This window comes from Arthrobacter antioxidans, from assembly GCF_023100725.1.
In the GTDB taxonomy this organism is placed as follows: Bacteria; Actinomycetota; Actinomycetes; order Actinomycetales; family Micrococcaceae; genus Arthrobacter_D; species Arthrobacter_D antioxidans.
Genome location: NZ_CP095501.1, coordinates 95,431 through 120,091 on the forward strand (window position 1 = coordinate 95,431; position 24,661 = coordinate 120,091).

Consider the following 24,661-nt stretch of genomic DNA (forward strand, 5'->3'; position numbering starts at 1 on the left):
GGACCGAGATCCACAGCGCATCACCCAAGGAGGCAGATATGAGCACTCTCGATATCCAGGGACTGGACGCCTGGTGGCGGGCAGCCAACTACATCTCGGTGGGCCAGATCTACCTGCGGGACAACGCCCTGCTGACCCGCCCGCTCGTCGGGGAGGACGTCAAGGCGCGGCTGCTCGGCCACTGGGGCACCACCCCCGGGCTCAACTTCGTCTACACGCACCTCAACCGCGTGATCTCGGAGCGACGGCAGGAGATGCTGTTCGTCACCGGTCCCGGCCACGGCGGGCCCGCGAACGTGGCCAACGCCTGGCTGGAGGGGACGTACTCCGAGGTGTACAGCAGCATCGGCAGGGACGGCGCGGGGCTCAACGCCCTGTTCAAGCAGTTCAGCTACCCCGGCGGCATCCCCTCCCATGCGGCACCGGAGACCCCGGGATCCATCCACGAGGGCGGGGAACTCGGCTACGCACTCGCCCACGCCTACGGCGCCGTCTTCGACAACCCCGACCTCATCGCCGCCACGGTGGTGGGCGACGGCGAGGCCGAGACCGGGCCGCTCGCCACGAGCTGGCACTCGACCAGCTTCGTGGACCCGGCGGTCGACGGCGCCGTGCTGCCCATCCTGCACCTCAACGGCTACAAGATCGCCAATCCCACCGTGCTGTCCCGCATGCCGGAGGAGCAACTGCGGCAGCTGATGTACGGCTACGGCTACGAGCCGCACTTCGTCACGGTGTCCGACCCCGCGGCCACCGAGGCCGCGCACCGGGACTTCGCCGCGGTCCTCGACGCCTGCATCGACGACATCCACGCCATCCAGGCGGCGGCCCGCACCGCACCGGTCGCCCCGGAAGCCCCCGCGTCCCGGTGGCCCATGATCGTGCTGCGCTCGCCGAAGGGCTGGACGGGGCCGGCCGTGGTCGACGGCCTGCCCTCGGAGGGGACGTGGCGTGCGCACCAGGTGCCGCTGTCCGGGATCCACGAGAACGAGGAGCACCTGCACCAGCTCGAGGAGTGGATGCGGTCCTACGATCCGGGCTCGCTCTTCACGGACACCGGGGAGCTGCGGCCGGCGATCGCCGCGCTCGCCCCGGACGGCCCCCTCCGCATGAGCGCCACGCCCTACGCCAACGGCGGGTGGCTGCTCCGCGACCTCGTGCTGCCCTCCTACGCCGAGCACGCCGTCGAGGTGACGCGGCCGGGCGTGGGGAAGGCGAGCCCCATGATGACCGTGGGCGGCTACCTCCGGGACGTCATCGAGCAGAACCCGCACAACTTCCGCCTGTTCGGGCCGGACGAGACGGCGTCGAACCGGCTCTCGGCCGTGTACGAGGTGACGGACAAGGTCTGGCAGCCGCGCATCGAGGACGTCGACGAGCACCTCGCCCGCTCGGGCCGCGTGATGGAGGTCCTCAGCGAGCATCTCTGCCAGGGCTGGCTCGAGGGCTACCTCCTCACCGGCCGCCATGGCGTGTTCAACTGCTACGAGGCGTTCGTGCACATCGTCGACTCGATGTTCAACCAGTTCGCGAAGTGGCTCAAGGTGCACCGCGCGCTGTCCTGGCGCCAGCCCATCGCGTCCTTCAACTACATGCTCTCCAGTCACGTCTGGCAGCAGGACCACAACGGGTTCTCCCACCAGGACCCGGGCTTCATCGACCACGTGGTGAACAAGACGGCGGACATCATCAGGGTCTACCTGCCGCCGGACGCCAACACGATGCTCGCGGTGACCGAGCACTGCCTGCAGACCCGCGACACCATCAACGTGATCGTCACCGGCAAGCAGCCCGCGCCCACCTGGCTCGGGCCCGAGGACGCGCACCTGCACGTGAAGCGGGGCATCGGCATCCTCGACTTCGCGGGGTCCGAGGAGCCGGGCGTGGAGCCCGACGTCGTCCTCGGGTGCGCCGGCGACGTGCCGACCCTCGAGGCCGTGGCCGCGGCGGGGCTGCTCAAGGCGGCCATCCCGGGGCTCAGGATCCGCGTGGTCAACGTCGTGGACCTCATGCGCCTGCAGGACAGCTCGGAGCACCCCCACGGCTTGTCGGCCCGCGACTTCGACACGCTGTTCACCACCGGGAAGCCCGTGGTCTTCGCGTATCACGGGTACCCCTGGCTCATCCACCGCCTGACCTACCGGCGGACCAACCACGCGAACCTGCACGTCCGCGGGTATAAAGAGGAAGGAACCACGACGACCCCGTTCGACATGGCGATGCTCAACCAGATCGACCGGTTCCAGCTGGCCATGGACGTGATCGACCGCGTGCCGGCCCTCGGGGCCACCCAGGCCCGCTTCCGGCAGGACCTCCAGGACCAGCGGCAGCGCGCCTGGCAGTACACGCGCGACGCCGGGAAGGACCTCGAGTCCATCACCGGCTGGACGCTCGACGAATCTTCGCCGGACGACGCGAAGTAAAACCCGTCGTCCACGACCAGAAGGAGAACGCCGTATGACAGAGTCCCGCATTTCCGCGACCCGCACCATCGACGCACCCGCCGGTGCGATCTTCGACCTCCTGTCCAACCCCGCCCGCCACGCCGCACTCGACGGCTCGGGCATGGTGCAGTCGGACAGCAAGTCGGACCGCATCACGGGCGTCGGCCAGACGTTCACCATGAACCAGAACTGGGACAAGATGGGGGGCGACTACCAGACGGACAACCACGTGGTGGGCTACGACCACAACAAGCTGCTCGCCTGGAAGACGGCTCCCGCCGGGGAAGTGCCCCCGGGCTGGGAGTGGGTCTGGGAACTGCAGCCCGCCGGCCCGGACTCCACCGAGGTCTCCGTGACCTACGACTGGTCCGCCGTGACGGACAAGGCCATCCTCAAGCAGCTCAGCTTCCCCGAGGTCTCACAGGATGCCCTGGACTCGACGCTGGCGAACCTCGCGGCGCAGGTCTCCGAGGCCTGATCCCCGGAGCATTCCGGTAGTACCGCCGGCGGCGGCCGGTCCCTCGGGGTCGGCCGCCGCCGGCGTCCCGGCCCGGTACCGCTAGTCCAGTAGGGCGACGTCCGAGACGAGGTCGATATGGCGCTGCATGGCGGCTGCCGCCGCGACGGGGTCCTGCGCCCGGACGGCCTCGAGGATGCTCCGGTGCGAGGCCAGGGACTGCTCCGGCCGGCCGGGCTGGGCGAGGGACTCGAGGCGGGTCTCGAGCACCATCTCACCGATGAAGGCCATGAGCTGCGCCAGCACCGGGGAGTGGGCCGCCACCGTGACGGCCTGGTGGAAGAGCTCGTCGCCGCGCGCCCCGCGCCCGCCGTCGTCGATCTCCGCCCGCATCTCGTCGAGTGCCCGGTCGATCGCGGCGAGGTCCTCGTCCGTCCGGCGCTCCGCCGCGAGGGCGGCGAGCCTGACCTCGAGCGTGCTGCGGGCCTCGACGATATCGGGGAGGCGGCTCCGATGCTCGCGCAGCCCCTTGATGACGGTGGCCACGCTGGCGCGGTGGCGCAGCACCGCTCCGGTGCCGTGCTGCACGTCGATCACGCCGAGGACCTCGAGTGCCACGAGCGCCTGGGCCAGCGTGGCCCGCGAGACACCGAGCCGTTCGGCGAGGTCACGCTCGGCGGGCAGGAGATCGCCGGGGCGCAGCTTCGCCGATTCGATGTAGCCGAGGAGCTGCTCGACGAGCTGTTCGTACAGCCGCGGGCGCGCGAGGCGGCCGAGCGGTGGTGGACTGGCGTCCTCGGTCATCCTGGAGCTCCCCCGTGTCGTGGTGGGGCCATGCTATCGCTCGTCGATTGACAGGGACACCCACTCTCCTACAGGCTAGGCCAGTGGTCCTGTAATACAGGTCACAGCTCGGCCCCCTGTCCATTGCCCGCTGGAGGATAACGATGTCCGCTCCACTCCTATCGATCATCATCCTCGCGGCGATGTTCCTGATAGCCACCCTGCTGCCCATCAACATGGGGGCGCTCGCCTTCGTCGGCGCTTTCCTGCTCGGGGCCGTCGTGCTCGGCATGGAGACCGACGACATCATCGCGGAGTTCCCCGGCGGATTGTTCCTCACCCTGGTCGGGGTGACCTATCTCTTCGCCATCGCCCAGAACAACGGGACGATCGACCTCCTCGTGCAGGGTGCCGTGAAGCTCGTGCGCAACCGGGTGGCGCTCATCCCCTGGGTGATGTTCCTGATCACCGCGGTCATCACCGCGGTCGGCGCGCTCGGCCCCGCCGCGGTCGCCATCATGGCCCCCGTGGCGCTAGGCTTCGCGGCCCGCCACAAGATCTCCCCGCTGCTCATGGGCATGATGGTGGTCCACGGAGCGCAGGCCGGCGGCTTCTCGCCCATCGCCGTCTACGGCGTGATCGTCAACGACATCGTGGGAGAGTCCGGGTTCGAGTACAGCCCGCTCGCCGTCTTCCTGGCGAGCTTCATCTTCAACCTGCTCATCGCCGTCGTCCTGTTCATGGTCCTCGGCGGCCGCACCCTCATGTCCTCACGCGTCACCGAGTTCGTGGAGGAGGCCGCCGAGGCCCGCCTGAGCGTGAGCCCCGGAGCCCGCCGGGCCGACGTCGCCTACAAGGGGACCGGCAGCGGCACCTACGGTCCGCGCGATCCGGCGGGCGACGGCGTCGTCGCCACCAGGACCCGCGAGGACCGCGTCTCCCAGGTCGCCACCATCCTCGGCCTGATCGCCCTCGCGATCGTCGCCCTCGGCTTCAGCGTCGACGTCGGCTTCGTCGCCATCACCGTCGCCGTCGTCCTCGCCCTCATCTCCCCGAAGGCGCAGAGCGGGGCCGTCAACAAGATCGCCTGGTCCACCGTGCTGCTCATCTGCGGCATGCTCACCTTCGTGGGCGTCCTCGAGGCCGCCGGCACCATCGACTACGTGTCCGACGGCGTCGCCAGCCTCGGCATGCCGCTCCTCGCGGCGCTGCTGATCTGCTACATCGGCGCCGTGGTGTCCGCGTTCGCGTCCTCGACGGCCATCCTCGCGGCCCTGATCCCCCTGGCAATCCCGTTCCTCGAGACCGGGGCCGTGGGCGCCGTCGGCGTGGTCTGCGCGCTCGCCGTGTCCTCCACGATCGTGGACGTCTCGCCGTTCTCCACCAACGGCGCCCTCGTCCTCGCGAACGCCCCGGAGGGCACCGACAAGGAGCGCTTCTACAAGCAGATCCTCGGCTACGGGGCGATCGTCGTCGTCGCCGGCCCGATCATCGCCTGGCTCGTCCTCGTGGTCCCCGGCTGGCTCTGAGCCGACCGGCCCGCCGACGCACCGCTCCCGCAGGACCCACCGCACCGACCCCGGAGGAACCATGACCGCCGAGACCACCGCACCGCAACCGACCGCCGGCGGGGAGCGCGGGGGCCCGCTCGCCGGGCGCCTCGTCGTCGACCTCAGCCGGGCCCTCGCCGGACCGCACGCCGGGATGATGCTGGGCGACCTCGGCGCGCGCGTCATCAAGGTGGAGACCCCGGGCACCGGGGACGACACCCGCGGGTGGGGGCCGCCGTTCGTGGGACCCGAGGACGACCGCCAGTCCACCTACTTCCTGTCCTGCAACAGGAACAAGGAGTCGATCGCCCTCGACCTCAAGAGCGACGACGGCAGGACGGTCCTCACCGACTTGCTGCGCCGCGCGGACGTCGTCGTCGAGAACTTCCGGCCGGGCGTCCTGGACCGGCTCGGCTTCTCCACGGACGCGATGCTGGAGCTGAACCCCGGGCTGGTCATCCTCTCCATCACCGGATTCGGGCATGACGGGCCCGAGGCCAAGCGCAGCGGTTACGACCAGATCGTCCAGGGCGAGGCGGGCCTGATGTCCGTCACCGGGCCGGACCCCGACAACCCGCAGCGCGTCGGCGTCCCCATCGCCGATCTGCTGTCCGGGATGTACGGCGCCTACGGGGCGGTCGCCGCCCTGCTGGAGCGCGAACGGACGGGCCGGGGCCAGGTGGTCCGCACGTCGCTGCTCGCCGCGATCATCGGCGTGCACGCCTTCCAGGGCACCCGGACCACCGTGGCGGGCGAGGTGCCGCGGGCGCAGGGCAACCACCACCCCTCGATCGCGCCCTACGGACTGTTCAACTGCCGGGGCGGCAAGGTGCAGATCAGCGTGGGCAGCGAGAAACTGTGGGCCGCCTTCACCGCGGCGTTCGGGCTCGACGCCGGCAGGCCCGAGTTCGGCTCGAACGCGGACCGGGTGCGGAACCGGGACCTGCTGATCGAGGTGGTCGAGGACGCGTTCTCCGCCTACGAGTCCGAGCCCCTCCTCGCGAAGCTCAACGAGGCGGGGATCCCCGCCGGCAAGGTGCGCACGCTCGACGAGGTGTACGCGTGGGACCAGGTGCACTCCCAGGGCCTGCTCCTGGACGTCGACCACCCCGTACTCGGCAGCATCGCGCTGCCCGGCCCGCCCCTGCGCTTCTTCGACGGTGCGTCGGAGACCACCACCCGCACCCACAGCGCACCGCCGCTGCTCGACGGCGACGGCGCGGCGATCCGCGCGTGGCTCGCGTCGGACGATGACGGCTCGTGAGCTCTGAGGCCCGCGCCCGGCACCTGACCGCACGCGAACTGATCGACGCCGTCCTCGACACCGGGTCCTTCGCCTCGTGGGACAGCCCCGTCCCGTCGCCCTACCCCGGTGCCGGTGCGGCCTACGAGGACGAACTGCGGCGGGCACGCGAGAAGAGCGGGGCGGACGAGTCGGTGCTGACGGGCGAGGGCCTCATCCACGGCCGCCGGGTGGCCGTCATCGTCTCGGAGTTCGCCTTCCTCGCGGGTTCGATCGGCAGTGCCGCCGCACACCGGATCACCGCAGCGGTCCGCAGGGCGACGGCGGAGGGGCTGCCCCTGCTGGCCGGCCCCGCCTCCGGGGGCACCCGCATGCAGGAGGGCACGCCCGCCTTCCTGTCCATGGTGGACATCACCGGCGCCGTGCGGGCCCACCGGCAGGCGGGCCTGCCCTACCTCGTCTACCTCCGGCACCCCACCACCGGCGGCGTCATGGCGTCCTGGGGATCCCTCGGCCACGTCACGGTCGCCGAACCCGGCGCCCTGCTCGGTTTCCTGGGGCCGCGCGTCTACGAGGCGCTCTACGGGGAAGCCTTCCCGGCCGGTGTCCAGACGGCCGAGAACCTGTTCGACAAGGGACTCATCGACGCCGTCGTCCCACCCGGGCAGCTGGCGGCGATCGTGGACACGGCACTGTCCGTCCTGCTCGCGGAACCGTCCCGCCTGCCCCCGCCGCCCCCGACCGCCGCCGTCATCCCCGGCGACGGCGACGCCTGGACGTCCATCCTCATCTCGCGCAACGGACGGCGCCCCGACCTCCGGCGCCTGCTCGCCGCGGGAGCCCGCGACGTCCTGCCGCTCAACGGGACCGGGCAGGGCGAGAAGGACCCCGGGCTGCTGCTCGCCCTGGCCCGGTTCGGGGAGCAGCCGTGCGTCGTGCTCGGCCACCAGCGGCCCCGGCGCCCCGAGGATGCGGTGATGGGTCCGGCGTCGCTCCGGGAGGCGCGGCGCGGCATGAAGCTCGCCGAGGAACTGGGCCTCCCGCTGCTGACCGTCATCGACACCGCCGGCGCGGACCTGTCCAGGGAGGCCGAGGAGGGCGGGCTCGCCGGGGAGATCGCCCGGTCCCTGCACGACCTCATCGGGCTCGCCTCGCCGTCGGTCTCCGTGCTGCTCGGCCAGGGGGCGGGGGGAGGCGCGCTCGCCCTGCTGCCCGCGGACAGCACCATCGCCGCCGAGCACGCCTGGCTCTCGCCGCTCCCGCCCGAGGGGGCCAGCGCCATCGTGCACCGCACCGTGGACAGGGCGCCCGAGATGGCCGAGGCGCAGGGCGTCAAGGTCGCCGCGCTCGTGGATCGCGGCGTCGTCGACCACGTGGTGGACGAACGGCCCGACGCCGCCGAGGAGGGACGGGCGTTCTGCGAACGGATGGCCTCGGCCATCGAGTACGAGCTGGCGCGCGTGACGGGCCTGCCGGCCCATGACCGGCTGGAGCGCCGGGCGGCGAAGTACCGGGCGGGAACCCCCTGAGCGGAACGCGCTCCCCGGACGTGGGGCGCGGAGCCGCGGACGTCAGGCGGGGTGCTGCGCCCGGTAGATCTCCATCTGGCGGTGCCGGCGCTGCAGGCTGTCCCGGCGCGGCGTGCTGTCGGCGTCCGCCGCCTCGGCCGTGAGATCGATGTGGCGCTCGCCGTAGTGCCACAGCAGCATGTCGTCGAGGAGCCGGTCCGGCCCGGGGGAGTACCTGTGGTCGAGGGCCTTGCGCACCGTGGTGATGGTGTCCGCCTGCAGCAGGTCCACGAGTTCCAGGGTGGTCTTCCGCCCGTGCGCGGCGAGGAGTTCGGCGGCCCACCCCCAGTTGTCGTCCGATTTCCGGTCCACGTGGGGCAGCAGCGTCTGCCAGACGTCCCGGATCCGGTTGGGGGTCAGCGGAGCGCTGCCCTCGCCGTCCTCGTCCCAGAACCCCGTGACGGTCTCGTACCGCTCGTGCAGTTCCGCGAAGGCCGATTCCACGGTCTCCAGCATGGCCGCCGTCCCCGTGAACTGGCGGTCGAAGTAGGGGCTCCAGGCCTTCGGGTTGGAGGCCTTGAAGCGGATGTCGTGCTCGATCTCGGACCACGCGTGCGCCAGCACGGTGCGCACCTGCACCTCGAAGAGATAGCTCCCCGCGGCCTTCGTCTCCGGGTCCACGGCCTGCTGGAAGCTGCGCACCACGTCGTTGTGGATGGTGCGCATGATGAGGTGGCGGCTCGAGTAGCCGTACGTGCCGGACTCGATGGAGCCGATGTCCTTCTCCCGGTCTCCCCGGCAGTCGAACTCCTGGCGCTGGCGCTTGAGGAGGTTCGCGGCGAGGTCCACCTCATGGGGCAGCGTGGTGATGATGCGGACCCCCACGAGGTCCGTCAGGTTCCGCATCGGATCCGGGAAGACGAGGACGGGCGGGTCCGCGGGGTCCACGGCGGGCAGCGTGCGGGAGGCCTTGTCGCGGAAGGACTCGACGGTCTTGGTGCGGGCCGTGACGAACAGGGGCTTCAGGTCCGAGCTCTCGAAGATCGCCGCGATGCTGGACCGCATGGCCTCGGTGACGCGGTCCAGTGCCGGCCGGACCCGTGCGAACTCCCGCGTATGCGCCTCGACGGCAGGGCGCAGCCGCTCGTCGAGATCGTCCCACGCACCCATGCATCCAGCCTTTCCGAGGAGAGTCTTCATCGTAGCCAACCCTGGTGACCGTTACGCTTCCCCTGTGCATCGCGAGAATCCCGTGCGCCCGCCGGGCCGCCGCTCCGTCCTGACCCTGCTGGCCGCCGCCGGGGCCGCCGTCCTCGCGGCCTGCGGGATCCGCCAGGAGACCGGGGCCGGTTCCGTGACCCCTCGGCGCTACCGCTACGGCGACGATCCCAGCCAGTTCGCGGACCTCTACCTGCCCGGCGGGGAGACCGCCGTGCGCGGCGTCGTGGTGATCGTCCACGGCGGCTACTGGCGGTCCACCTACGGCGCGGAGCTCGGCGAACCCCTCGCGCAGGACCTGGTGAGGCGCGGCTACGCGTGCTGGAACCTCGAGTACCGGCGCGCGGGGAACGGGGGCGGGTGGCCCGCCACGTTCGATGACGTCGCCGCGGGCATCGACCACCTGGCCGTCGCGGCCGGGGACCACGGGCTGGACCTGCGCTCGACGACGGCGCTCGGCCACTCCGCGGGCGGCCACCTCGCGGTGTGGGCGGCGGGGAGGTCGACGCTGCCGGCCGGTGCGCCCGGCGCCGGGACCCCCGCGGTGCCGCTGACCGCCGTCGTCAGCCAGGCCGGGGTGCTGGACCTCGCGCAGGCCCGGGCGCTCGGCCTGAGCGACAACGCGGTCGAGAACCTGCTGGGTGCGCCCGAGGACCCGGAGCGCTATGCGCTCGCCGACCCGATGACGGCTGTTCCCCTCGAGGTCCCCGTGTACGCGGTGCACGGCACGGAGGACACCACGGTGCCGCCCGGCCAGTCGGAGGCGTACGTGGCGGCGGCCACGGGGGCGGGCGCGACGGCGGAACTGGTCCGCGTCCCGGGCGACCACTTCGCCGTCATCACCCCGGGGTCCGAGGCGTGGGAGGCGATCCTCGACCGGCTCGGGACGGCGAGCCGCCCCGGCCCGCCCGCACAGGGCTGACCGGGGTCGGGTCCCCTAGTTGAGGGGCAGCGTCCCCTCGGGCAGGGCTCCACCGGCGAGCAGCTCGCGGGCGGAGTCCGCCAGCGCCGTCAGGGCGACGCGCTGCGTCCACGGGCCGTAGGAGATCCGGGCGACGCCGAGTTCCTGCAGGCGCGCGGGCGCGAGGCTGCCGGGCACGTTGATCACGCTGAGCCGCTGCGGACCGAAGGCCTCCACGAGGGTGCCCACGGCGTGCTCGTCGAGCAGGCCGGGGACGAACACGTTCGTCGCACCGGCGGCCAGGAACGCCGTGCCGCGCTCGACGGCGTCGGCCAGCACGTCCGCCGGATCACGGTCTCCCGCCTTCACGAACGCATCCGTCCGGGCGTTCAGCACGAAGTCGATGCCCTCGGCCTGGCCGGCCTTCACGACCGCCTCCATCCGGGCCACGGCATCGGCCAGCGGCCGCATCTGGTCCTCGATGTTCGCTCCGACGATCCCCACGCCGATCGCCCGGCGCACGGTGTCCCCGGGATCCCCGTACCCGGACTCGAGATCGGCGGACACGGGGAGCGTGGTGGCCGCGGCGATCCGTCCGACCGCCGCGATCATCTCCTCCAGGGGGATGTTCTCGCCGTCCTCGTACCCGAGCGACGCCGCGATGGAGTGGCTCGCCGTGGCGAGGGCCGTGGTACCGGGGACGTCGGCGATGGTCCTGGCGGTGATCACGTCCCACACGTTGACGACCTGCAGGATCTCGGGGGCGGCGTGGAGCCGGGCGAGAGTCGTGGCCTTCGCTGCGAGGTCGTTGCGGGCTTCAGTCATTGAGTACCTTCCGGGTGTGCGAGGCGATCCAGGCGGCGGCGCCGTCCACCTCGGTGGGATGGATTCCATGACCGCCCTCGCGGATGTTCCGTTCTACTTCGGCGCCACGGCTCTCGAGGATCGACCCGAGGCGGGTCACGCTGTCGATCGGGGCCATGGCGTCGGACGTCCCGTTGAACAGGGCCACGGAGGTCCCGGACAGGTCGGCGTCGATGGTGCGCCCCTCGAGGGGGTACATCCCCGAGAAGGCGACGGCGCGCGGGACGGCGTCCGGGTGGAGCAGCGCGGCGGCGAGGGCGATGTTCGCCCCGTTCGAGAACCCGACGGCGACGAGCGGGCGGTCGGCGATGCCGTAGTGGTCCCGCGCCCAGCCGAGGAATGCGGCGAGCTCACCCGCGCGGCGGACGACGTCGTCGACGTCGAAGACGCCCTCGCCGAACCGGCGGAACCAGCGGTTCAGGCCGTGCTCCTGCGCCGGGCCCCGCGGCGCGAGGTAGCCCGCCCCGGGCGCCAGGCGGGCGGCGAGCGGCAGGAGGTCGTGTTCGGTGCCGCCCGTGCCGTGCAGGAGCAGGAGCACGGGGGTGCCCGCTGCTCCTGCCTCGAACAGGTGCGGCCACGTCTGGGTGTCGGTCATGATCGCTCCTACTTGAAGAAGGCCTGGATGGCGGGGTTGTTCTCTCCGGGCAGGTCGATCTTCGCGACCGCGTGGGAGATGGCCTCGCGGTTCGGCTCGAGCCACGGCGGCAGCTTGAGGGAGCGGCCGAGTTCCAGCAGGGGCTCGTCGATGTCGAAGCCCGGGGTGTCCGTCGCGATCTCCAGCAGGGTCCCACCGGGCTCGCGGAAGTAGATCGAGGTGAAGTACTGCCGATCGAGGATGGCTGTGACCCCGTACCCGCGCTCGGCGAGTTCCTGGCGCCACACCTCCTGGGTCTGCTGGTCGGGTACGCGGAAGGCGATGTGGTGCACCGTCCCGCCGGCCACGAGGCCGCGCTCGCCGCGGGGGTCGGTGACGACGTCGACGACGGTCCCGGGCTCCCCGTTGTGCGTGCTGAGGCGGTAGCGGCCGTCCTTCTCGGCGAGGACCGTCATGCCGAGGTCACGCGTGAAGGTCTCGAGCGTGCGGGCGGGGTCCTGGACCGTGAGGACCGAGGAGTGCTGGCCACGCACGGCGTACTCGGCCGGCACGGAGGCGGAGTCCCACGGGTCGCGGGGATCGGAGACGGACGAGGCCACGAGGTCGATCTGCAGCCCGTCGGGGTCGCGGAGGGAGAGGCGCTCCTCCTCGGACGAGGCACGCGCGATGGTCGATTCCACGCCGAGCGCCTTGAAGTGCTCCTGCCACCAGCCGAGGGTGCCCTGCGGCACCGAGAACGCGGTGGTGGTCGACTGCCCGCTGCCCACGCGTCCGCTGCGGATGCCCTGCCACGGGAAGAAGGTCAGCAGGGAGCCGGGGCGGCCGGCCTCGTCGCCGTAGTAGAGGTGGTACGTCCCGGGATCGTCGAAGTTGACCGTCTTCTTGACCAGGCGCAGCCCCAGGCCCCTGATGTAGAAGTCGATGTTCTTCTGCGGGTCGCCCGCGATCGCGGTGACGTGGTGGAGACCTTCGGTTTGTGCGGTCACGCTGTCCTCCTGGGTTCGGACCGGCCTTCCATGCACCGGCATGTTCATGCAAATGCATGTATCGAAGGATTTATTCCGGCCTCGCCACGCCCGTCCCGGGCACCGGGCGGCCTGCCGTCCGTCGTGCGCGCCCCGCAGGCTGTGGCATTCTGTGAGCATGGCAGCGAAAGAGCGGTTCCCGGCGTGGGTTCACCGGACCGCCGCCGAGGTGATCGGGTGGACCCTCGTGGTGGTCGGGGTCGCCGCCCTCGTGCTGCCCGGCCCCGGGCTCCTGATGGTCGCCGCGGGCCTCGCGGTCCTGTCACGGCACTACCACTGGGCACGCCGCTACCTGAAGCCGCTCAAGGAGAACGCCTTCCATGCCGCTGCCCTCGGGGTGAAGACGATTCCCCGGATCACGGCGAGCTGCATGAGCTCGGTCGTGATCATGAGCCTCGGCGTGATCTGGATCATGGAACCCACCACGCCCCACTGGTGGTTCCTCGCGGACAGGTGGTGGCTCTTCGGCGGCACGGGCACGGGCATCAGCCTGATCCTCTCCTCGATGATCGCGCTCGCCCTGATCGTCTACAGCGTGCGGCGCTTCCGGGGCAGGCCCATCCCGCCGCGGCCATCGCTCATCCCCCGGCGCCCGAGGTAGGACCTCGGGAGGCACCCGCACCGGCCTCGACCGCGGCTGGTACGTTGAACGGGTGCTCACCGTAATCGGGGAAACCCTCATCGACGAAGTCGTCAGCGACACCGCGTCCATGCGCGCCCACGTGGGCGGCAGTCCCATGAACGTGGCCGTGGGCCTCGCGCGCCTCGGTCATCCCGCCCAGTTCGTCGGCCGGTACGGCGACGACGACTACGGGCGGATGATCCAGCAGCACCTCCGCGACAACGCGGTGCCCTTCCCCGTCCGGCCGGATGCCGCGCCCACGAGCGTCGCGACCGCGCGCCTGGACCCCGCGGGCGGTGCGTCCTACGACTTCCAGCTGGTCTGGGACCTTCCGGGACTGGCTGGGCAGAAGGACGCGCTCCTCGACGGCTCCACCCTGCTCCACACCGGGTCCATCGCGACCATGCTCGCTCCGGGGGCCGACGACGTCCTGGCCCTGGTGGCGAGCGCCCATCCGCTCGTCACGGTCACCTACGATCCCAACTGCCGGCCGACGATCATCCGCGACGCGGCGTTCGCCCGACAGCAGGCCGAGAGGTTCGTGGCCCTCGCCGACGTCGTCAAGGCCTCCGACGAGGACCTCGCGTGGCTCTACCCCCGCCGCACCCCCGAGGAGTCGGCGCGCGCCTGGCTGGAGGCCGGTCCCGCCGTCGTCGTCGTGACGCGCGGGTCGAAGGGCCCGTGGGGTGTCTGCCGTGCGGGCGAGGTGTCCGTTCCCGCACCGCCGACGTCCGTGGTGGACACCGTCGGCGCCGGGGACTCGTTCATGGCGGCCCTCCTGGGCTCGCTCGTGGACTCCGGTCTCGACGGCGCCCATCACCGCGACGAGCTGCTCCGAATCACCCGTGAACAGCTCACCGGGATGCTGCAGTACGCGGCCCGCGCCGCGGCCATCACGGTCTCCCGCCCGGGAGCGAACCCGCCCACGCGCGACGAGATGGCCCGCAGCGCGTGAGGACACCGACCGACGACGACCACAGGAGCACCGCGATGACCCGCGATCCGTACGCAGACCTTCCGCAGGTCCCCGACTTCGAGCTCACCAGCGAGACCGTCACCGATCATGCGCCCCTCGACGCCGCGCAGGCGTCCGGGATGATGGGCGCGGGCGGCAAGGACGAGTCGCCGCAGCTCGCCTGGAGCGGCTTCCCCGAGGGCACGCGGAGCTTCGCGGTCACCGTCTACGACCCGGACGCGCCGACCGCGAGCGGCTTCTGGCACTGGGCGGTGGCGGACCTGCCGGTCACGACCACGTCGCTGCCCGCCGGCGTGGGAACGGAGGGCTCCGGCCTGCTGCCCGAGGGTGCCGTGCAGCTGCGGAACGACGGCGGTTTCCCCGGTTTCGTGGGCGCCGCGCCGCCCGAGGGGCACGGGCCGCACCACTACCACGTGGTGGTCCACGCCGTGGATGTGGAGTCGCTGGGCCTGCCGGCCGACGCCAGCCCCGCCTACCTGGGCTTCAACCTGTTCTCCCACACCCTCGGCCGCGCCCGCCTGACCGGCACGTACGAGCAGTAGCGGCCCTGCCGAGGAGGTCCCTGCCGACGAGTTCCTGCAGGTGACTGCCCCGCCGCCGGTAGGGTAGAGGTCCCGGACCTGAAGGAGTGGACGATGCGCCTCGTGGCGAGCGACATGGACGGCACCGTCGTCGGGCATGACGGCAAGATGAGCGAACGCACCATCCGCGCGTTCCGGGCCTGCGTGGACGCCGGGGTGGACGTCGTCTTCGTCACGGGCCGCCCGCCGCGCTGGCTCGAGCCGCTCCGCGACCAGCTCGGGCACACGGGGACGGTCATCTGCTCCAACGGCGCCCTCACCTACGATCTCGCGTCGGAGCGCGTGCTCGACGCGAAGCTCCTCGCCCCCGAGAACATCTATGCCGCGCGCGACATCATCCGCGAGCTCTTCCCGGCGGCCACCTTCGCGGCCGAGACCGTGTCGGGGTTCAAGCTCGAGTCGGGGTTCGCCGACGCGTCGACGATCGAACTGCTCGGCGGCCTCGCCGCCCGGCCGTTTGAGGAGTCCCTGCCGGGCGAGGACATCGTGAAGTTCCTGGCCCGGGAGAGGGCCGTCTCACCCGACGACTTCCTGGCCACCGTCCGGCCCGCGGTCGCGCACCTGGTCTCCACGACGCACTCCGCGCCCACGATGGCCCTCCTCGAGATGGCCCTGCCGGAGATCAACAAGTCCGTGACCCTCGCGCAGTACGCCGCAGCGCGCGGGATCGACGCCGCCGACGTCGTCGCCTTCGGGGACATGCCCAACGACGTCCAGATGCTCGACTGGGCCGGCCACGGGTACGCGATGGCCTCCGGGCATCCCGACGCGCTCGCCGCCGCGAACCTCGTGGCCCCCGCCTTCGAGGAGGACGGCGTGGCGCAGATCCTGGAGCAGCGCCTTGCGGCGCTCCGCACGGCCTGACGCGGGCCGCTTCCCCTATCTCGACAACGCGGCGGGGGCCCCGCCCCGGCCGCAGCCGATCGCGCTGTCCCACCGCGGCTTCGCGCCCGACGGCGGGGAGAACACCCTGGCTGCCTTCGGACGTGCCGTGGAGCTCGGCTTCCGATACCTCGAGATCGACGTCCACGCCTCGAGCGACGGCGTCGTCATGGTGTTCCACGACGAGGTCCTCGACCGCGTCACCGGGGACCGCGGCCCGGTTGCCGCACGGACCGCGGAGGAGCTGGGCCGGCTGTCGGTCGGCGGGGGCGGGGGGATCCCGACGCTCGAAGCCGTGCTGCTGCGCTGGCCGGAGCTGCGTCTCAACATCGACGTCAAGAGCGACGCGTGCGTGCGTCCCTTCGCGGAGCTCGTCAACCGCCATGCCGCCCACGACCGCGTGCTCGTCGCGTCCTTCTCCGATCGGCGGAGGCTCGCGGTCCTGCGCCTGCTCGACCGTCCGACGGCGTCGTCCGCCGGGATGGCGGTCAATGCCCTCCTGAGGATTGCAGCGCCGCTGGGGCTGGCCGGGCCGGTTGCCCGGACGGCCAGGGTCCATGCGCTGCAGGTGCCCGAGACGTACCGCGGCGTGCGGGTCGTGACGCGGGGGTTCGTCCGGCGCTGCGAGGACGCGGGCCTGCAGGTCCACGTCTGGACGGTCAACGAGCGGGCCGGGATGGACCGTCTGCTGGACCTCGGCGTCCACGGGATCGTGTCCGATGCCGCGGACGTCCTCGCGGAGTGCCTGCGGGACAGGGCCGTCTGGCCGCAGGGGCGTTCGACGCAGTAGCCGGGACGTCCCCGCACCACCCACCTCGAGAGGCAGCACCATGGCACGCACGACCTACGATGTCGATCTCGCCGTGATCGGTGGCGGTACCGCCGGACTGGTCGGCGCCCAGACCGCCGCGGGCCTCGGCGCGCGGGTGGTGCTCATCGAGGAGCGGAGGACGGGCGGTGATTGTCTCTACACCGGCTGTGTCCCGTCGAAGGCGCTGCTCGCCGCCGGTTCCGCCGCGGCGACCGCACGCGGTGCCGCACGCCTCGGGGTCGAGGTCGGAGCGGTCTCGGTGGACTTCCGGCGCGTGATGCGTCATGTGCGGGCCGCGATCGCCCACATCGAACCGGTCGACTCGCCCGAGGCGCTCGAAGCGGCGGGCGTCAGCGTGGTGCAGGGCCACGCCCGGGTGGTGCAGGGCGGTGTCGGCGTGGGCGGACGGACGATCACGGCCCGGCACGTCCTGATAGCCACCGGCTCCGATCCCTCCGTCCCGGACATCCCCGGCATCGGGGGCGTCCCCGTCCTGACCAACGAGAACCTGTGGGACCTCGACGTGCTGCCCCGCGAGCTCGTCATCCTCGGCGGCGGCCCGGTCGGCTGTGAACTGGCGCAGGCCTTCGCCCGGCTCGGGTGCTCGGTGACGATCGTCCACCGCGGGGAGCGTCTCCTGCCGAGGGAGGACCCCGAGGCGTCGACGATCCTCGCCGCAGCCCTCGGGGACGACGGCGTCCGCATCGTCCTCGAGGACACGGCCGTGGCGGTGGCGGCGCATCGCTCGGGAGGCGGCCGGGTGACGACGGCGTCCGGCCTGGAGCTCCCGTTCACGCACCTGCTGGCGGCGGTGGGACGGACCCCGCGCAGTGCCGGCCTGGGCCTGGAGGAGGCGGGGGTGGCGCTCGACGACGCAGGCTTCGTCGTGACCGACCGCCACCTGCGGACGTCGACGCCGGGCGTCTGGGCCGCGGGTGACGTCACCGACCACCCGAGGTACACCCACACCGCCGGCGTCCATGCGAGCATCGCCGCCGGCAATGCGATCCTCGGACCGCTGCGGAAGGTCAGCCGGATCGAACCACCCCGGGTCACGTTCACCGATCCCGAGATCGCCGCCGTCGGCGCGCCCACGGGCCGCGGCGGGACGGAGCAGACGGTGCCGCACACGCACCAGGACCGCGCCGTCACGGAGCAGCGCATGGAGGGGTTCACCCGGCTGGTGTTCGACCGCAGGGGGCGGATCATCGGTGGCACGATCGTCGGCCCGCGGGCAGGCGAGTCCCTCGGCGAAGTGTGCCTCGCCGTCCGGCGGCGTCTCCCGGCGACCGTCGTCGCCGGCACCACGCACCCGTATCCGACGCACAGCGATGCGGTGTGGAATGCCGCCATCTCCCAGACACGGAAGGTCCTTGCCCGGCCATGGATCCTGGCGGCAGGCCGCCTGGCACGGAGGCTCCAACAGCACCGGACGGGCTGAGATGCTCGCCCCGTCCCTCTCGGTGCGCAGCACCTCGGCGCACCGCGGTGACGGAGTGACGGGCTACGCCGTCAGGACCGGGTCCGTCAGCGTCCTCAGGTAGTGCAGCGCGGCGGGGGCGTACGCGCGCATGGAGTCGTCGTCGGCGTAGACCAGCAGGCGCAGCCACGAGCCGTACCGATGGACGCCAGCCAGCGCCAGGGCGGGTTCGACGGCGGCCCGCAGCTCCGGCAGCGGTGCGTGGTCCGTCCAGCGTTCGAGGTAGGCCGTGATGACGGACCGGATCCGCGGGTCCGCGGCCGTGGTGTTCCACTGCTCCCGCATCTGCGTGATGGGCACGAGCAGGGCGCTGAACGGGTGCGCCCAGTAGGCGTCCGCGAAGTCGAAGAACCGCAGCGGCTCGGCGTCCGTGCCGGGCAGGAAGCAGTTCCGTGCGTGCAGGTCGTTGTGGTCGAGGGACAGCGGCACCGGGAGGGCCCGCAGCGCATCGACGGCGCGGTGGACGGCGGGCAGGCGGCGCACGACGTCGTCGGCCCCCTCCGCGGACAGGTACAGGGGGTGCCCGGCCGGCAGTCCCGTGTGCAGGAGCAGCTGGTTCTCGACGAAGTTCGCCGCCACCTCGGGATTCATGGTGACGAGGCCCGCCTGGGCGAGCCGCTCAGGGTGCTGGGCGGCGATCCGCTGCAGGTCCGCGAAGTCGGTGGTGATGCGGACCCACGCCGCGGCGTCGTCCGATCCGAGGCTGTCGAGCGTCGCGCCGTGGTCCGCCGTGAGCATCCAGCCGCGGGAGGGTTCGATCGCGAGCGGGGCCATGACATGGTCAGGCGCCAGCTCGCCGAGCAGGGACAGGATCGAGGCCTCCGCGAGCTGACCCGGGTTGTTCTCCTTGAACCAGAGCGTGCCGTGGTCCGTGGGGACGGTGAGCTGCGTCGACCAGAAGCGGACGCGCGGCTGGTCGGTCGGACCGGTCCGGGTCACCCCGAACGATTCCAGCACCAGGTCGATCCACTGCTCCGCCTGCTGCCGCCACGCCGGGGAGGCCCACACCGCGCGCGGATCGTTCATCGGCTGCGGGAGAGGGTCGAGGGAGGCATGGACCCCATCTTCGCACCAGCCACGGGTCAGCCCAGCTTCGAGGGCCTGGTGCCGTGGTCGCTCGATTCGAGCTCCTCCGGCCCGGCCACGTGCTCGCTCCCGCGTGCCCGCGCGATCGCCGTCATGCCGTGGAAGATGATGAGCGCGGCGGCCGTCCCGAGGGCGATCCCCGCGAAGGTCAGGTCACCGATCACCCAGGTGAAGTCCGCGATGCCGATGACCAGGGCCACGCCCGCCGTCGACAGGTTGATGGGGTTGGAGAAGTTGACCTGGTTCTGCACCCAGATGCGGACGCCGAGGATCCCGATCATGCCGTAGAGGACCACGCCCGCGCCGCCGAGCACCCCGGCGGGGACGGTCGCGATGAGCGCGCCGAACTTCGGGAAGAGGCTCAGGAGGATCGCGACGATGCCGGCCACCCAGTACGCGGCCGTCGAGTAGACGCGGGACGCCGCCATCACGCCGATGTTCTCCGCATAGGTGGTGGTCCCCGAGCCTCCGCCGGACCCGGCGATCATGGTTGCGAGGCCGTCCGCCATGAGGGCCCGTCCGGTGTACGGGTCGAGGTCCCGGTCGGTCATCGCGGCCACCGACTTCACGTGGCCGATGTTCTCGGCGACGAGCACGAGGACCACGGGGATGAAGAGGCCGACGACGGAGAGGTGGAACTCCGGTGCGGCGAAGTCCGGGAGGCCGATCCACGCGGCGCTGCCGATCGCGGCGAAGTCCACCTCGCCGCGGACCATCGCGACGGCGTACCCGGCGAGCACGCCCACGAGGATCGACAGGCGTCCGAGGATGCCCTTGAACAGCACCGTGACGAGCAGGATCGAGATCACGGTGACCAGCGCGGTCAGGGGTGCCTGCTCGAAGCTCGCCTTCGCGGTCGGCGCGAGGTTGAGCCCGATCAGCGCCACGATGGAGCCCGTGACGATGGGCGGCATGGCCACCTGGATCCACCGGGTGCCCGCCGTGTGGACGATCAGGCCGATCAGCGCGAGGGCGGCACCGGCCATGATGATGCCCCCGAGCGCTCCGGGCGCCCCGTGCTGGGACTGCGCCGCCGCGATCGGGGCGATGAACGCGAAGCTCGACCCCAGGTAGCTCGGCACCCGTCCGGCCGTGATCACCAGGAACAGGATGGTCCCGATCCCGGAGAAGAGCAGGGTGGTCGACGGCGGGAACCCGGTGATGAGGGGGACGAGGAAGGTCGCGCCGAACATCGCGACGACGTGCTGGGCGCCGATGCCGATGGTCCTGGGCCAGGTGAGGCGTTCCTCCGGAGCGACGAAACCGCCCGGCCGGACGGTCTTCCCGTCGCCGTGGAGGGTCCAGCCGATGCCTCGTGCACTCATGGGTATGCCTTCCGAAGCGGGGTGGGGTTCCCGGAAAGCCTACCGGGAGCATCTGCCTTCGGTGTTACGTTGCTTGTCACGGAGGAAGAGGGCACACATGGGATTCACGGTTCAGGGACGCACCGTCCTGGTCACGGGCGCCGGCAGGGGCATGGGCAGGCTGTACGCCGAACGCGCGGCGAGGGAGGGCGCGGCCGCCGTCGTGCTGTGGGACGTGGACGGACGCGCCCTCGAGGACGTGGTCGCGGGCCTCGCCTCGAGCGCCGCCTCCGTGCACAGCTACGTGGTCGACGTGGCGTCCGCGGAATCCATCCAGGCGGCCGCGGGGGCCGTCCTCGACGAGGTCGGCGTGCCGGACGTCCTGGTGAACAACGCCGGGATCGTGCGCGGGAAGTACTTCTGGGAGCACGACCACCACGCGGACATCGACCTCACGCTGCGCATCAACACCGGCGGGCCCATGCACGTCACGCGCGCGTTCCTGCCCGCGATGATGGAGCGCGGCACACCCGCGCGGATCCTCAACGTCGCCTCCGCCTCCGGCACGCTGGCCGTGCCCCGCATGAGCGTCTACGCGGCCTCGAAGTGGGCGGTCATCGGCTGGAGCGACTCGCTGCGCCTCGAACTGTTGTCCAGGGGCCACCCCATCGCCGTCACCACCCTCATCCCGAGCTATATCAGGACCGGCATGTTCGAGGGCGCCCGCGGTCCGCTCATGACACCCCTGATGAAACCGGAGTTCGTCGTCGACAAGGCCTGGCGTGCCACGCTGGCGGGCAAGGCCCGCGTGCAGCTGCCCTGGACCGTGCAGCTCGCCGGGGCCCTCCGCAACCTCCTGCCGCAGCCGGCCTGGGACGTCGTCGCCGGGCGGGTCTTCAAGGTGTACAGCTCCATGGACCGATTCACCGGGCGCCCGAGCGGCGATCCGGACCAGGAAGGCGCTCGATGAGCATCGACACGCACGCGACGGACGCCGCCGATCTGCTGGCGGACCGGCGGCGGTACTTCGCCACGGGGGCCACCCGTCCCGCCGCCTGGCGCCGCGGACAACTGGGTGCACTGCGCCGCCTGCTCGCCGATCGGGCCGGCGAGCTCACCGCGGCGCTCGAGGAGGACCTCGGGAAGAGCGGCACGGAGGCGTTCCTCTCCGAGATCGCCGTCGTGCGGACCGAGCTCGACCACGCCCTGAAGCACCTCGACCGGTGGATGGCACCCGAGAAGATCGCCGTGCCCGCCGGACTGCTCCCGGCACGGGCGTGGACGCAGGCACGGCCACTCGGCGTCGTGCTGATCATCGGGCCCTGGAACTACCCGCTGCAGCTCGTCCTGGCGCCGCTCGTCGGGGCGCTCGCCGCCGGCAACGCCGCCGTCCTCAAGCCCAGCGAGCTCGCCGGTGCAACATCCCGCACGCTCGCCCGGCTCGTGCCGGAGTACCTGGATCCGGAGGCGGTCTCGGTCGTCGAGGGCGGCGCCGAGGCCAGCACGGCGCTGCTGGGGCAGCCGTTCGACCACATCTTCTACACCGGGGGTGAGCGCGTCGGGAAGATCGTCATGAAGGCCGCGGCCGAACACCTGACGCCGGTGACGCTGGAGCTGGGCGGGAAGTCGCCCGTCGTCGTCGTGGGGGGTGACCTCCGCGCCGCGGCCCGCAGGATCGCGCTCGGAAAGTTCCTGAACGCGGCACAGACGTGCGTGGCGCCGGACTACATCCTGACGACACCGGCCGCCGCACCGGCGCTCGCGGCAGCGCTGGCGGACACCGTCCGGGACTTCTACGGCAGCGACCCGAGGACCTCCGGCGACTACGGGCGGATCATCAACGAGCACCACTTCGACCGCCTCGTGGGCCTGCTCGGGGACGGCACCGTCGTCTCGGGTGGACGCCACGACCGCGCCGAGCGGTACATCGAGCCGACCATCCTGCGCGACGTCGACCCCTCGTCCGCGCTCATGCAGGAGGAGATCTTCGGGCCGCTGCTGCCCATCCTCGAGGTCGAGGACCTGGACGCGGCGATCCGCTTCATCGGTGCACGCCCCCACCCGCTCGCCGCCTACCTGTTCAGCGACCGCGAGGAGCACCTGGCCGCGTTCACGGAGCGCGTCCAGGCCGGCGGGATCGCCCACAACGTCTGCACCATCCAGCTCGCGGTCCCGGGCCTGCCCTTCGGCGGCGTCGGCGCGAGCGGGACGGGCAGCTACCACGGGCAGCAGTCCTTCCGGACCTTCAGCCACCTGCAGCCGGTGTTCTCCAAGCCCACCGGCGTGGACACGCTGCGGCTCGCGTACCCACCCTTCGGGCCGATCAAGCGGAAGCTGCTCAGCATGCTCCTGTAGCCGCAGGGGTCAGCTGATGACGCCGTCCACCAGGGCCTTCGCCTCGGCCTGCACCTGCTTCAGGTGTTCCTCGCCCCTGAAGGACTCCGCGTAGATCTTGTAGACGTCCTCGGTGCCCGACGGCCGCGCCGCGAACCACGCGTTCTCGGTGGTGACCTTCAGGCCGCCCACGGGTGCGCCGTTGCCCGGGGCCTCCGTCAGGCGGGCGGTGATCTCCTCGCCGGCGAGGGTGGTCGCGGTGACGTCCGACGGCGAGAGCTTGCCGAGCGCGGCCTTCTGCTCGCGCGTGGCCGCGGCGTCGATCCGCGCGTAGACCGGGGCGCCGAAGCGGTCGGTCAGCCCGGCGTAGTGCTGGGAGGGCGTCCTGCCGGTCACGGCGGTGATCTCCGAGGCGAGGAGGGCCAGGAGGAGGCCGTCCTTGTCGGTGCTCCACGGCGTCCCGTCGAGGCGCAGGAAGGACGCACCGGCGGACTCCTCGCCGCCGAAGGCCAGGTCGCCGCTCAGCAGGCCGGGCACGAACCACTTGAAGCCCACGGGGACCTCGTGCAGCACGCGCCCCAGGTCCGCCGCGACGCGGTCGATGATCGACGACGAGACGAGGGTCTTGCCGATCACGGCGTCCGCGCGCCAGTCGGGCCGGTTCGCGTACAGGTACTGGATGGCGACGGCGAGGTAGTGGTTCGGGTTCATGAGGCCGCCGTCGGGCGTGACGATCCCGTGGCGGTCCGCGTCGGCGTCGTTGCCGGTGGCGATGTCGAACTCCGTGGCCCGCGTGATCAGGGAGGCCATCGCGAACGGGGAGGAGCAGTCCATGCGGATCTTCTCGTCCCAGTCCAGCGTCATGAACGCCCACTGCGGGTCCACGGTCGGGTTCACGACGGTCAGGTTCAGGTTGTGGCGTTCGCCGATCGCGCCCCAGTAGTCCACGGAGGCGCCGCCCATGGGGTCCGCGCCGATGTGCACGCCGGCGGAGCGGATGGCGTCGAGGTTCAGCACGGACGGCAGGTCGTCCACGTAGTGCTGCAGGAAGTCGTAGCTGCCGATCCCCTCCGCCGTGCGGGCCTGGGCGATCGGCAGGCGCTTCACCCCGCGCAGGCCGTCCTCGAGCAGGGCGTTGGCGCGGTCGGCGATCCAGTTCGTGGCGTCGGAGTCGGCCGGGCCGCCGTGCGGCGGGTTGTACTTGAAGCCGCCGTCGCCCGGAGGGTTGTGTGAGGGCGTGATGACGATGCCGTCGGCCTGCCCGGTGTGCGTCGCGTTGTGGGTGAGGATCGCGTGGGACACGGCGGGGGTGGGGGTGTAGGCGCCGCGGGCGTCCACCAGGACGGTCACCCGGTTGGCCGCGAGGACCTCCAGTGCGGTGTTCTGCGCCGGTTCCGACAGGGCGTGGGTGTCCTTGCCCATGAACAGGGGACCCGTGATGCCCTGCCCGGCGCGGTACTCGACGATCGCCTGCGTGATCGCCGCGATGTGGCCTTCGTTGAAGGAGGACTTCAGGGACGAGCCGCGGTGGCCCGACGTCCCGAACGCCACGCGCTGGGCGGGATCGGAGAGATCGGGGTCGACGTCGAAGTACGCGTCGAGCAGTCCGGTCACGTCGATGAGGTCGCTGGGAAGGGCCACTGTGCCCGCTCGGTTAGCCATGGCCCCAGCATGCCAAAGAACGCGCCCGATTACACCAGCGCAGCGCGGGTTACGCGGGAGTTCCGCCGGCGCGGTGGCAGGTTGCCCGCGGACCGATCATCAGTAAGCTGAGTATCAGCGCCCAGTCAGGGAGCAGACGCATCACGGAAGGCAGCACCATGAGCGAGAATCCCAACGACACCCCCACCGCCGATCCCGAGGAGCAGGGCGCCGACCAGGCCGGCACGCCGGAGGAGCAGGACGCCGGCGGCTACGGCGGTCCCGGCATCGAGGACGAGGTGGCCCCCGGCTTCGAGGCGGACAACGGCGGCGCGGCCGACGCCTGACCGGCCCGG

The 24,661-nt window shown here is 71.7% G+C and carries 23 protein-coding genes; 15 read left to right on the forward strand and 8 right to left on the reverse strand.

Features of this window, described 5'->3' with window-relative positions:
* Nucleotides 1-38 precede the first annotated feature (38 nt).
* Both MWM45_RS00470 and MWM45_RS00475 read left to right on the forward strand, forming a co-directional pair.
* Entirely contained in the window at nt 39-2,423 is a 2,385-nt protein-coding gene (locus tag MWM45_RS00470; RefSeq protein WP_247827652.1) for a phosphoketolase family protein, read from the forward strand.
* 34 nt (nt 2,424-2,457) lie between these two features.
* Nucleotides 2,458-2,922: an SRPBCC family protein gene (locus tag MWM45_RS00475; RefSeq protein WP_247827653.1), complete on the forward strand. Its 465-nt coding sequence runs from the start codon at nt 2,458-2,460 to the stop codon at nt 2,920-2,922.
* Between the two features lie 81 nt (nt 2,923-3,003).
* Here MWM45_RS00475 and MWM45_RS00480 read toward each other — a convergent pair whose 3' ends face one another.
* Complete coding sequence (locus MWM45_RS00480) at nt 3,004-3,705, reverse strand: FadR/GntR family transcriptional regulator (RefSeq protein WP_247827654.1); 702 nt, start codon at nt 3,703-3,705, stop codon at nt 3,004-3,006.
* Nucleotides 3,706-3,848: 143 nt separating this feature from the next.
* Here MWM45_RS00480 and MWM45_RS00485 point away from each other — a divergent pair, with 143 nt between their 5' ends.
* The 3 genes from MWM45_RS00485 (at nt 3,849) to MWM45_RS00495 (ending at nt 8,006) form a co-directional block, all read left to right on the forward strand.
* Nucleotides 3,849-5,213 (forward strand): SLC13 family permease, encoded by a 1,365-nt coding sequence (locus tag MWM45_RS00485; protein WP_247827655.1) that lies wholly within the window; start codon nt 3,849-3,851, stop codon nt 5,211-5,213.
* Between the two features lie 61 nt (nt 5,214-5,274).
* On the forward strand, nt 5,275-6,498 hold the full coding sequence (locus MWM45_RS00490; protein ID WP_247827656.1) for a CaiB/BaiF CoA transferase family protein: 1,224 nt from the start codon (nt 5,275-5,277) through the stop codon (nt 6,496-6,498).
* The gene (locus tag MWM45_RS00495; protein WP_247827657.1) at nt 6,495-8,006 is read left to right on the forward strand and encodes an acetyl-CoA carboxylase carboxyltransferase subunit alpha/beta; all 1,512 of its coding nucleotides are present in this window, start codon (nt 6,495-6,497) and stop codon (nt 8,004-8,006) included. The genes MWM45_RS00490 and MWM45_RS00495 overlap by 4 nt, the downstream gene beginning before the upstream one ends.
* A 42-nt stretch (nt 8,007-8,048) precedes the next feature.
* Here the strand turns inward: MWM45_RS00495 and MWM45_RS00500 are convergent, their stop codons facing one another.
* Nucleotides 8,049-9,155 carry a GTP pyrophosphokinase gene (locus tag MWM45_RS00500; protein ID WP_043442766.1) on the reverse strand — a complete coding sequence of 369 codons (1,107 nt, stop codon included), beginning with the start codon at nt 9,153-9,155 and terminating at the stop codon, nt 8,049-8,051.
* A gap of 184 nt (nt 9,156-9,339) precedes the next feature.
* Here MWM45_RS00500 and MWM45_RS00505 point away from each other — a divergent pair, with 184 nt between their 5' ends.
* Entirely contained in the window at nt 9,340-10,125 is a 786-nt protein-coding gene (locus tag MWM45_RS00505; protein ID WP_247829287.1) for an alpha/beta hydrolase family protein, read from the forward strand.
* A gap of 15 nt (nt 10,126-10,140) precedes the next feature.
* On the opposite strand, the gene MWM45_RS00510 is transcribed toward MWM45_RS00505, so the two are convergent.
* The 3 genes from MWM45_RS00510 to MWM45_RS00520 are packed head-to-tail and all read right to left on the reverse strand — an operon-like array spanning nt 10,141 to nt 12,549.
* Nucleotides 10,141-10,929 carry an isocitrate lyase/PEP mutase family protein gene (locus MWM45_RS00510; protein ID WP_247827658.1) on the reverse strand — a complete coding sequence of 263 codons (789 nt, stop codon included), beginning with the start codon at nt 10,927-10,929 and terminating at the stop codon, nt 10,141-10,143.
* On the reverse strand, nt 10,922-11,563 hold the full coding sequence (locus MWM45_RS00515; RefSeq protein ID WP_247827659.1) for an alpha/beta hydrolase: 642 nt from the start codon (nt 11,561-11,563) through the stop codon (nt 10,922-10,924). Before MWM45_RS00515 ends, MWM45_RS00510 begins: the two co-directional genes overlap by 8 nt.
* A gap of 8 nt (nt 11,564-11,571) precedes the next feature.
* On the reverse strand, nt 11,572-12,549 hold the full coding sequence (locus MWM45_RS00520) for a ring-cleaving dioxygenase (protein ID WP_247827660.1): 978 nt from the start codon (nt 12,547-12,549) through the stop codon (nt 11,572-11,574).
* Between the two features lie 157 nt (nt 12,550-12,706).
* Here MWM45_RS00520 and MWM45_RS00525 point away from each other — a divergent pair, with 157 nt between their 5' ends.
* From MWM45_RS00525 to MWM45_RS00550, 6 genes are all read left to right on the forward strand, one after another.
* Complete coding sequence (locus MWM45_RS00525) at nt 12,707-13,189, forward strand: PGPGW domain-containing protein (protein ID WP_247827661.1); 483 nt, start codon at nt 12,707-12,709, stop codon at nt 13,187-13,189.
* Nucleotides 13,190-13,241: 52 nt separating this feature from the next.
* Nucleotides 13,242-14,165: a carbohydrate kinase family protein gene (locus MWM45_RS00530; RefSeq protein WP_247827662.1), complete on the forward strand. Its 924-nt coding sequence runs from the start codon at nt 13,242-13,244 to the stop codon at nt 14,163-14,165.
* Nucleotides 14,166-14,200: 35 nt separating this feature from the next.
* On the forward strand, nt 14,201-14,728 hold the full coding sequence (locus MWM45_RS00535) for a YbhB/YbcL family Raf kinase inhibitor-like protein (RefSeq protein ID WP_247827663.1): 528 nt from the start codon (nt 14,201-14,203) through the stop codon (nt 14,726-14,728).
* 93 nt (nt 14,729-14,821) lie between these two features.
* Nucleotides 14,822-15,631, forward strand: a complete 810-nt coding sequence (locus MWM45_RS00540; RefSeq protein ID WP_247827664.1) for an HAD family hydrolase — start codon at nt 14,822-14,824, stop codon at nt 15,629-15,631.
* Nucleotides 15,609-16,439, forward strand: a complete 831-nt coding sequence (locus MWM45_RS00545; RefSeq protein WP_247827665.1) for a glycerophosphodiester phosphodiesterase family protein — start codon at nt 15,609-15,611, stop codon at nt 16,437-16,439. The genes MWM45_RS00540 and MWM45_RS00545 overlap by 23 nt, the downstream gene beginning before the upstream one ends.
* A gap of 40 nt (nt 16,440-16,479) precedes the next feature.
* Complete coding sequence (locus tag MWM45_RS00550; protein WP_247827666.1) at nt 16,480-17,901, forward strand: dihydrolipoyl dehydrogenase family protein; 1,422 nt, start codon at nt 16,480-16,482, stop codon at nt 17,899-17,901.
* A 63-nt stretch (nt 17,902-17,964) separates the two neighbouring features.
* Here MWM45_RS00550 and MWM45_RS00555 read toward each other — a convergent pair whose 3' ends face one another.
* Complete coding sequence (locus MWM45_RS00555) at nt 17,965-18,966, reverse strand: hypothetical protein (protein WP_247827667.1); 1,002 nt, start codon at nt 18,964-18,966, stop codon at nt 17,965-17,967.
* A 56-nt stretch (nt 18,967-19,022) separates the two neighbouring features.
* Nucleotides 19,023-20,351: a uracil-xanthine permease family protein gene (locus MWM45_RS00560; protein ID WP_247827668.1), complete on the reverse strand. Its 1,329-nt coding sequence runs from the start codon at nt 20,349-20,351 to the stop codon at nt 19,023-19,025.
* Between the two features lie 97 nt (nt 20,352-20,448).
* Here MWM45_RS00560 and MWM45_RS00565 point away from each other — a divergent pair, with 97 nt between their 5' ends.
* Together MWM45_RS00565 and MWM45_RS00570 are read left to right on the forward strand one after the other, a co-directional pair.
* Complete coding sequence (locus tag MWM45_RS00565; protein ID WP_247827669.1) at nt 20,449-21,300, forward strand: SDR family NAD(P)-dependent oxidoreductase; 852 nt, start codon at nt 20,449-20,451, stop codon at nt 21,298-21,300.
* The gene (locus MWM45_RS00570) at nt 21,297-22,685 is read left to right on the forward strand and encodes an aldehyde dehydrogenase family protein (RefSeq protein ID WP_247827670.1); all 1,389 of its coding nucleotides are present in this window, start codon (nt 21,297-21,299) and stop codon (nt 22,683-22,685) included. The genes MWM45_RS00565 and MWM45_RS00570 overlap by 4 nt, the downstream gene beginning before the upstream one ends.
* A gap of 9 nt (nt 22,686-22,694) precedes the next feature.
* On the opposite strand, the gene pgm is transcribed toward MWM45_RS00570, so the two are convergent.
* The gene (gene pgm / locus MWM45_RS00575; RefSeq protein WP_247827671.1) at nt 22,695-24,326 is read right to left on the reverse strand and encodes a phosphoglucomutase (alpha-D-glucose-1,6-bisphosphate-dependent); all 1,632 of its coding nucleotides are present in this window, start codon (nt 24,324-24,326) and stop codon (nt 22,695-22,697) included.
* Between the two features lie 158 nt (nt 24,327-24,484).
* Here pgm and MWM45_RS00580 point away from each other — a divergent pair, with 158 nt between their 5' ends.
* Entirely contained in the window at nt 24,485-24,652 is a 168-nt protein-coding gene (locus MWM45_RS00580; protein WP_247827672.1) for a hypothetical protein, read from the forward strand.
* Nucleotides 24,653-24,661 lie beyond the last annotated feature (9 nt).

Excerpts from the sequence above, each read along its gene's own strand:
- MWM45_RS00565 (WP_247827669.1), top strand. The coding sequence starts at position 20,449 with ATGGGATTCACGGTTCAGGGACGCACCGTCCTGGTCACGGGCGCCGGC.
- MWM45_RS00570 (WP_247827670.1), top strand. The coding sequence starts at position 21,297 with ATGAGCATCGACACGCACGCGACGGACGCCGCCGATCTGCTGGCGGAC.
- MWM45_RS00500 (WP_043442766.1), bottom strand. The coding sequence starts at position 9,155 with ATGGGTGCGTGGGACGATCTCGACGAGCGGCTGCGCCCTGCCGTCGAG.
- MWM45_RS00490 (WP_247827656.1), top strand. The coding sequence starts at position 5,275 with ATGACCGCCGAGACCACCGCACCGCAACCGACCGCCGGCGGGGAGCGC.
- MWM45_RS00510 (WP_247827658.1), bottom strand. The coding sequence starts at position 10,929 with ATGACTGAAGCCCGCAACGACCTCGCAGCGAAGGCCACGACTCTCGCC.
- MWM45_RS00580 (WP_247827672.1), top strand. The coding sequence starts at position 24,485 with ATGAGCGAGAATCCCAACGACACCCCCACCGCCGATCCCGAGGAGCAG.
- MWM45_RS00540 (WP_247827664.1), top strand. The coding sequence starts at position 14,822 with ATGCGCCTCGTGGCGAGCGACATGGACGGCACCGTCGTCGGGCATGAC.
- MWM45_RS00480 (WP_247827654.1), bottom strand. The coding sequence starts at position 3,705 with ATGACCGAGGACGCCAGTCCACCACCGCTCGGCCGCCTCGCGCGCCCG.
- pgm (WP_247827671.1), bottom strand. The coding sequence starts at position 24,326 with ATGGCTAACCGAGCGGGCACAGTGGCCCTTCCCAGCGACCTCATCGAC.
- MWM45_RS00525 (WP_247827661.1), top strand. The coding sequence starts at position 12,707 with ATGGCAGCGAAAGAGCGGTTCCCGGCGTGGGTTCACCGGACCGCCGCC.
- MWM45_RS00560 (WP_247827668.1), bottom strand. The coding sequence starts at position 20,351 with ATGAGTGCACGAGGCATCGGCTGGACCCTCCACGGCGACGGGAAGACC.
- MWM45_RS00515 (WP_247827659.1), bottom strand. The coding sequence starts at position 11,563 with ATGACCGACACCCAGACGTGGCCGCACCTGTTCGAGGCAGGAGCAGCG.
- MWM45_RS00550 (WP_247827666.1), top strand. The coding sequence starts at position 16,480 with ATGGCACGCACGACCTACGATGTCGATCTCGCCGTGATCGGTGGCGGT.
- MWM45_RS00535 (WP_247827663.1), top strand. The coding sequence starts at position 14,201 with ATGACCCGCGATCCGTACGCAGACCTTCCGCAGGTCCCCGACTTCGAG.
- MWM45_RS00470 (WP_247827652.1), top strand. The coding sequence starts at position 39 with ATGAGCACTCTCGATATCCAGGGACTGGACGCCTGGTGGCGGGCAGCC.
- MWM45_RS00485 (WP_247827655.1), top strand. The coding sequence starts at position 3,849 with ATGTCCGCTCCACTCCTATCGATCATCATCCTCGCGGCGATGTTCCTG.
- MWM45_RS00475 (WP_247827653.1), top strand. The coding sequence starts at position 2,458 with ATGACAGAGTCCCGCATTTCCGCGACCCGCACCATCGACGCACCCGCC.
- MWM45_RS00555 (WP_247827667.1), bottom strand. The coding sequence starts at position 18,966 with ATGAACGATCCGCGCGCGGTGTGGGCCTCCCCGGCGTGGCGGCAGCAG.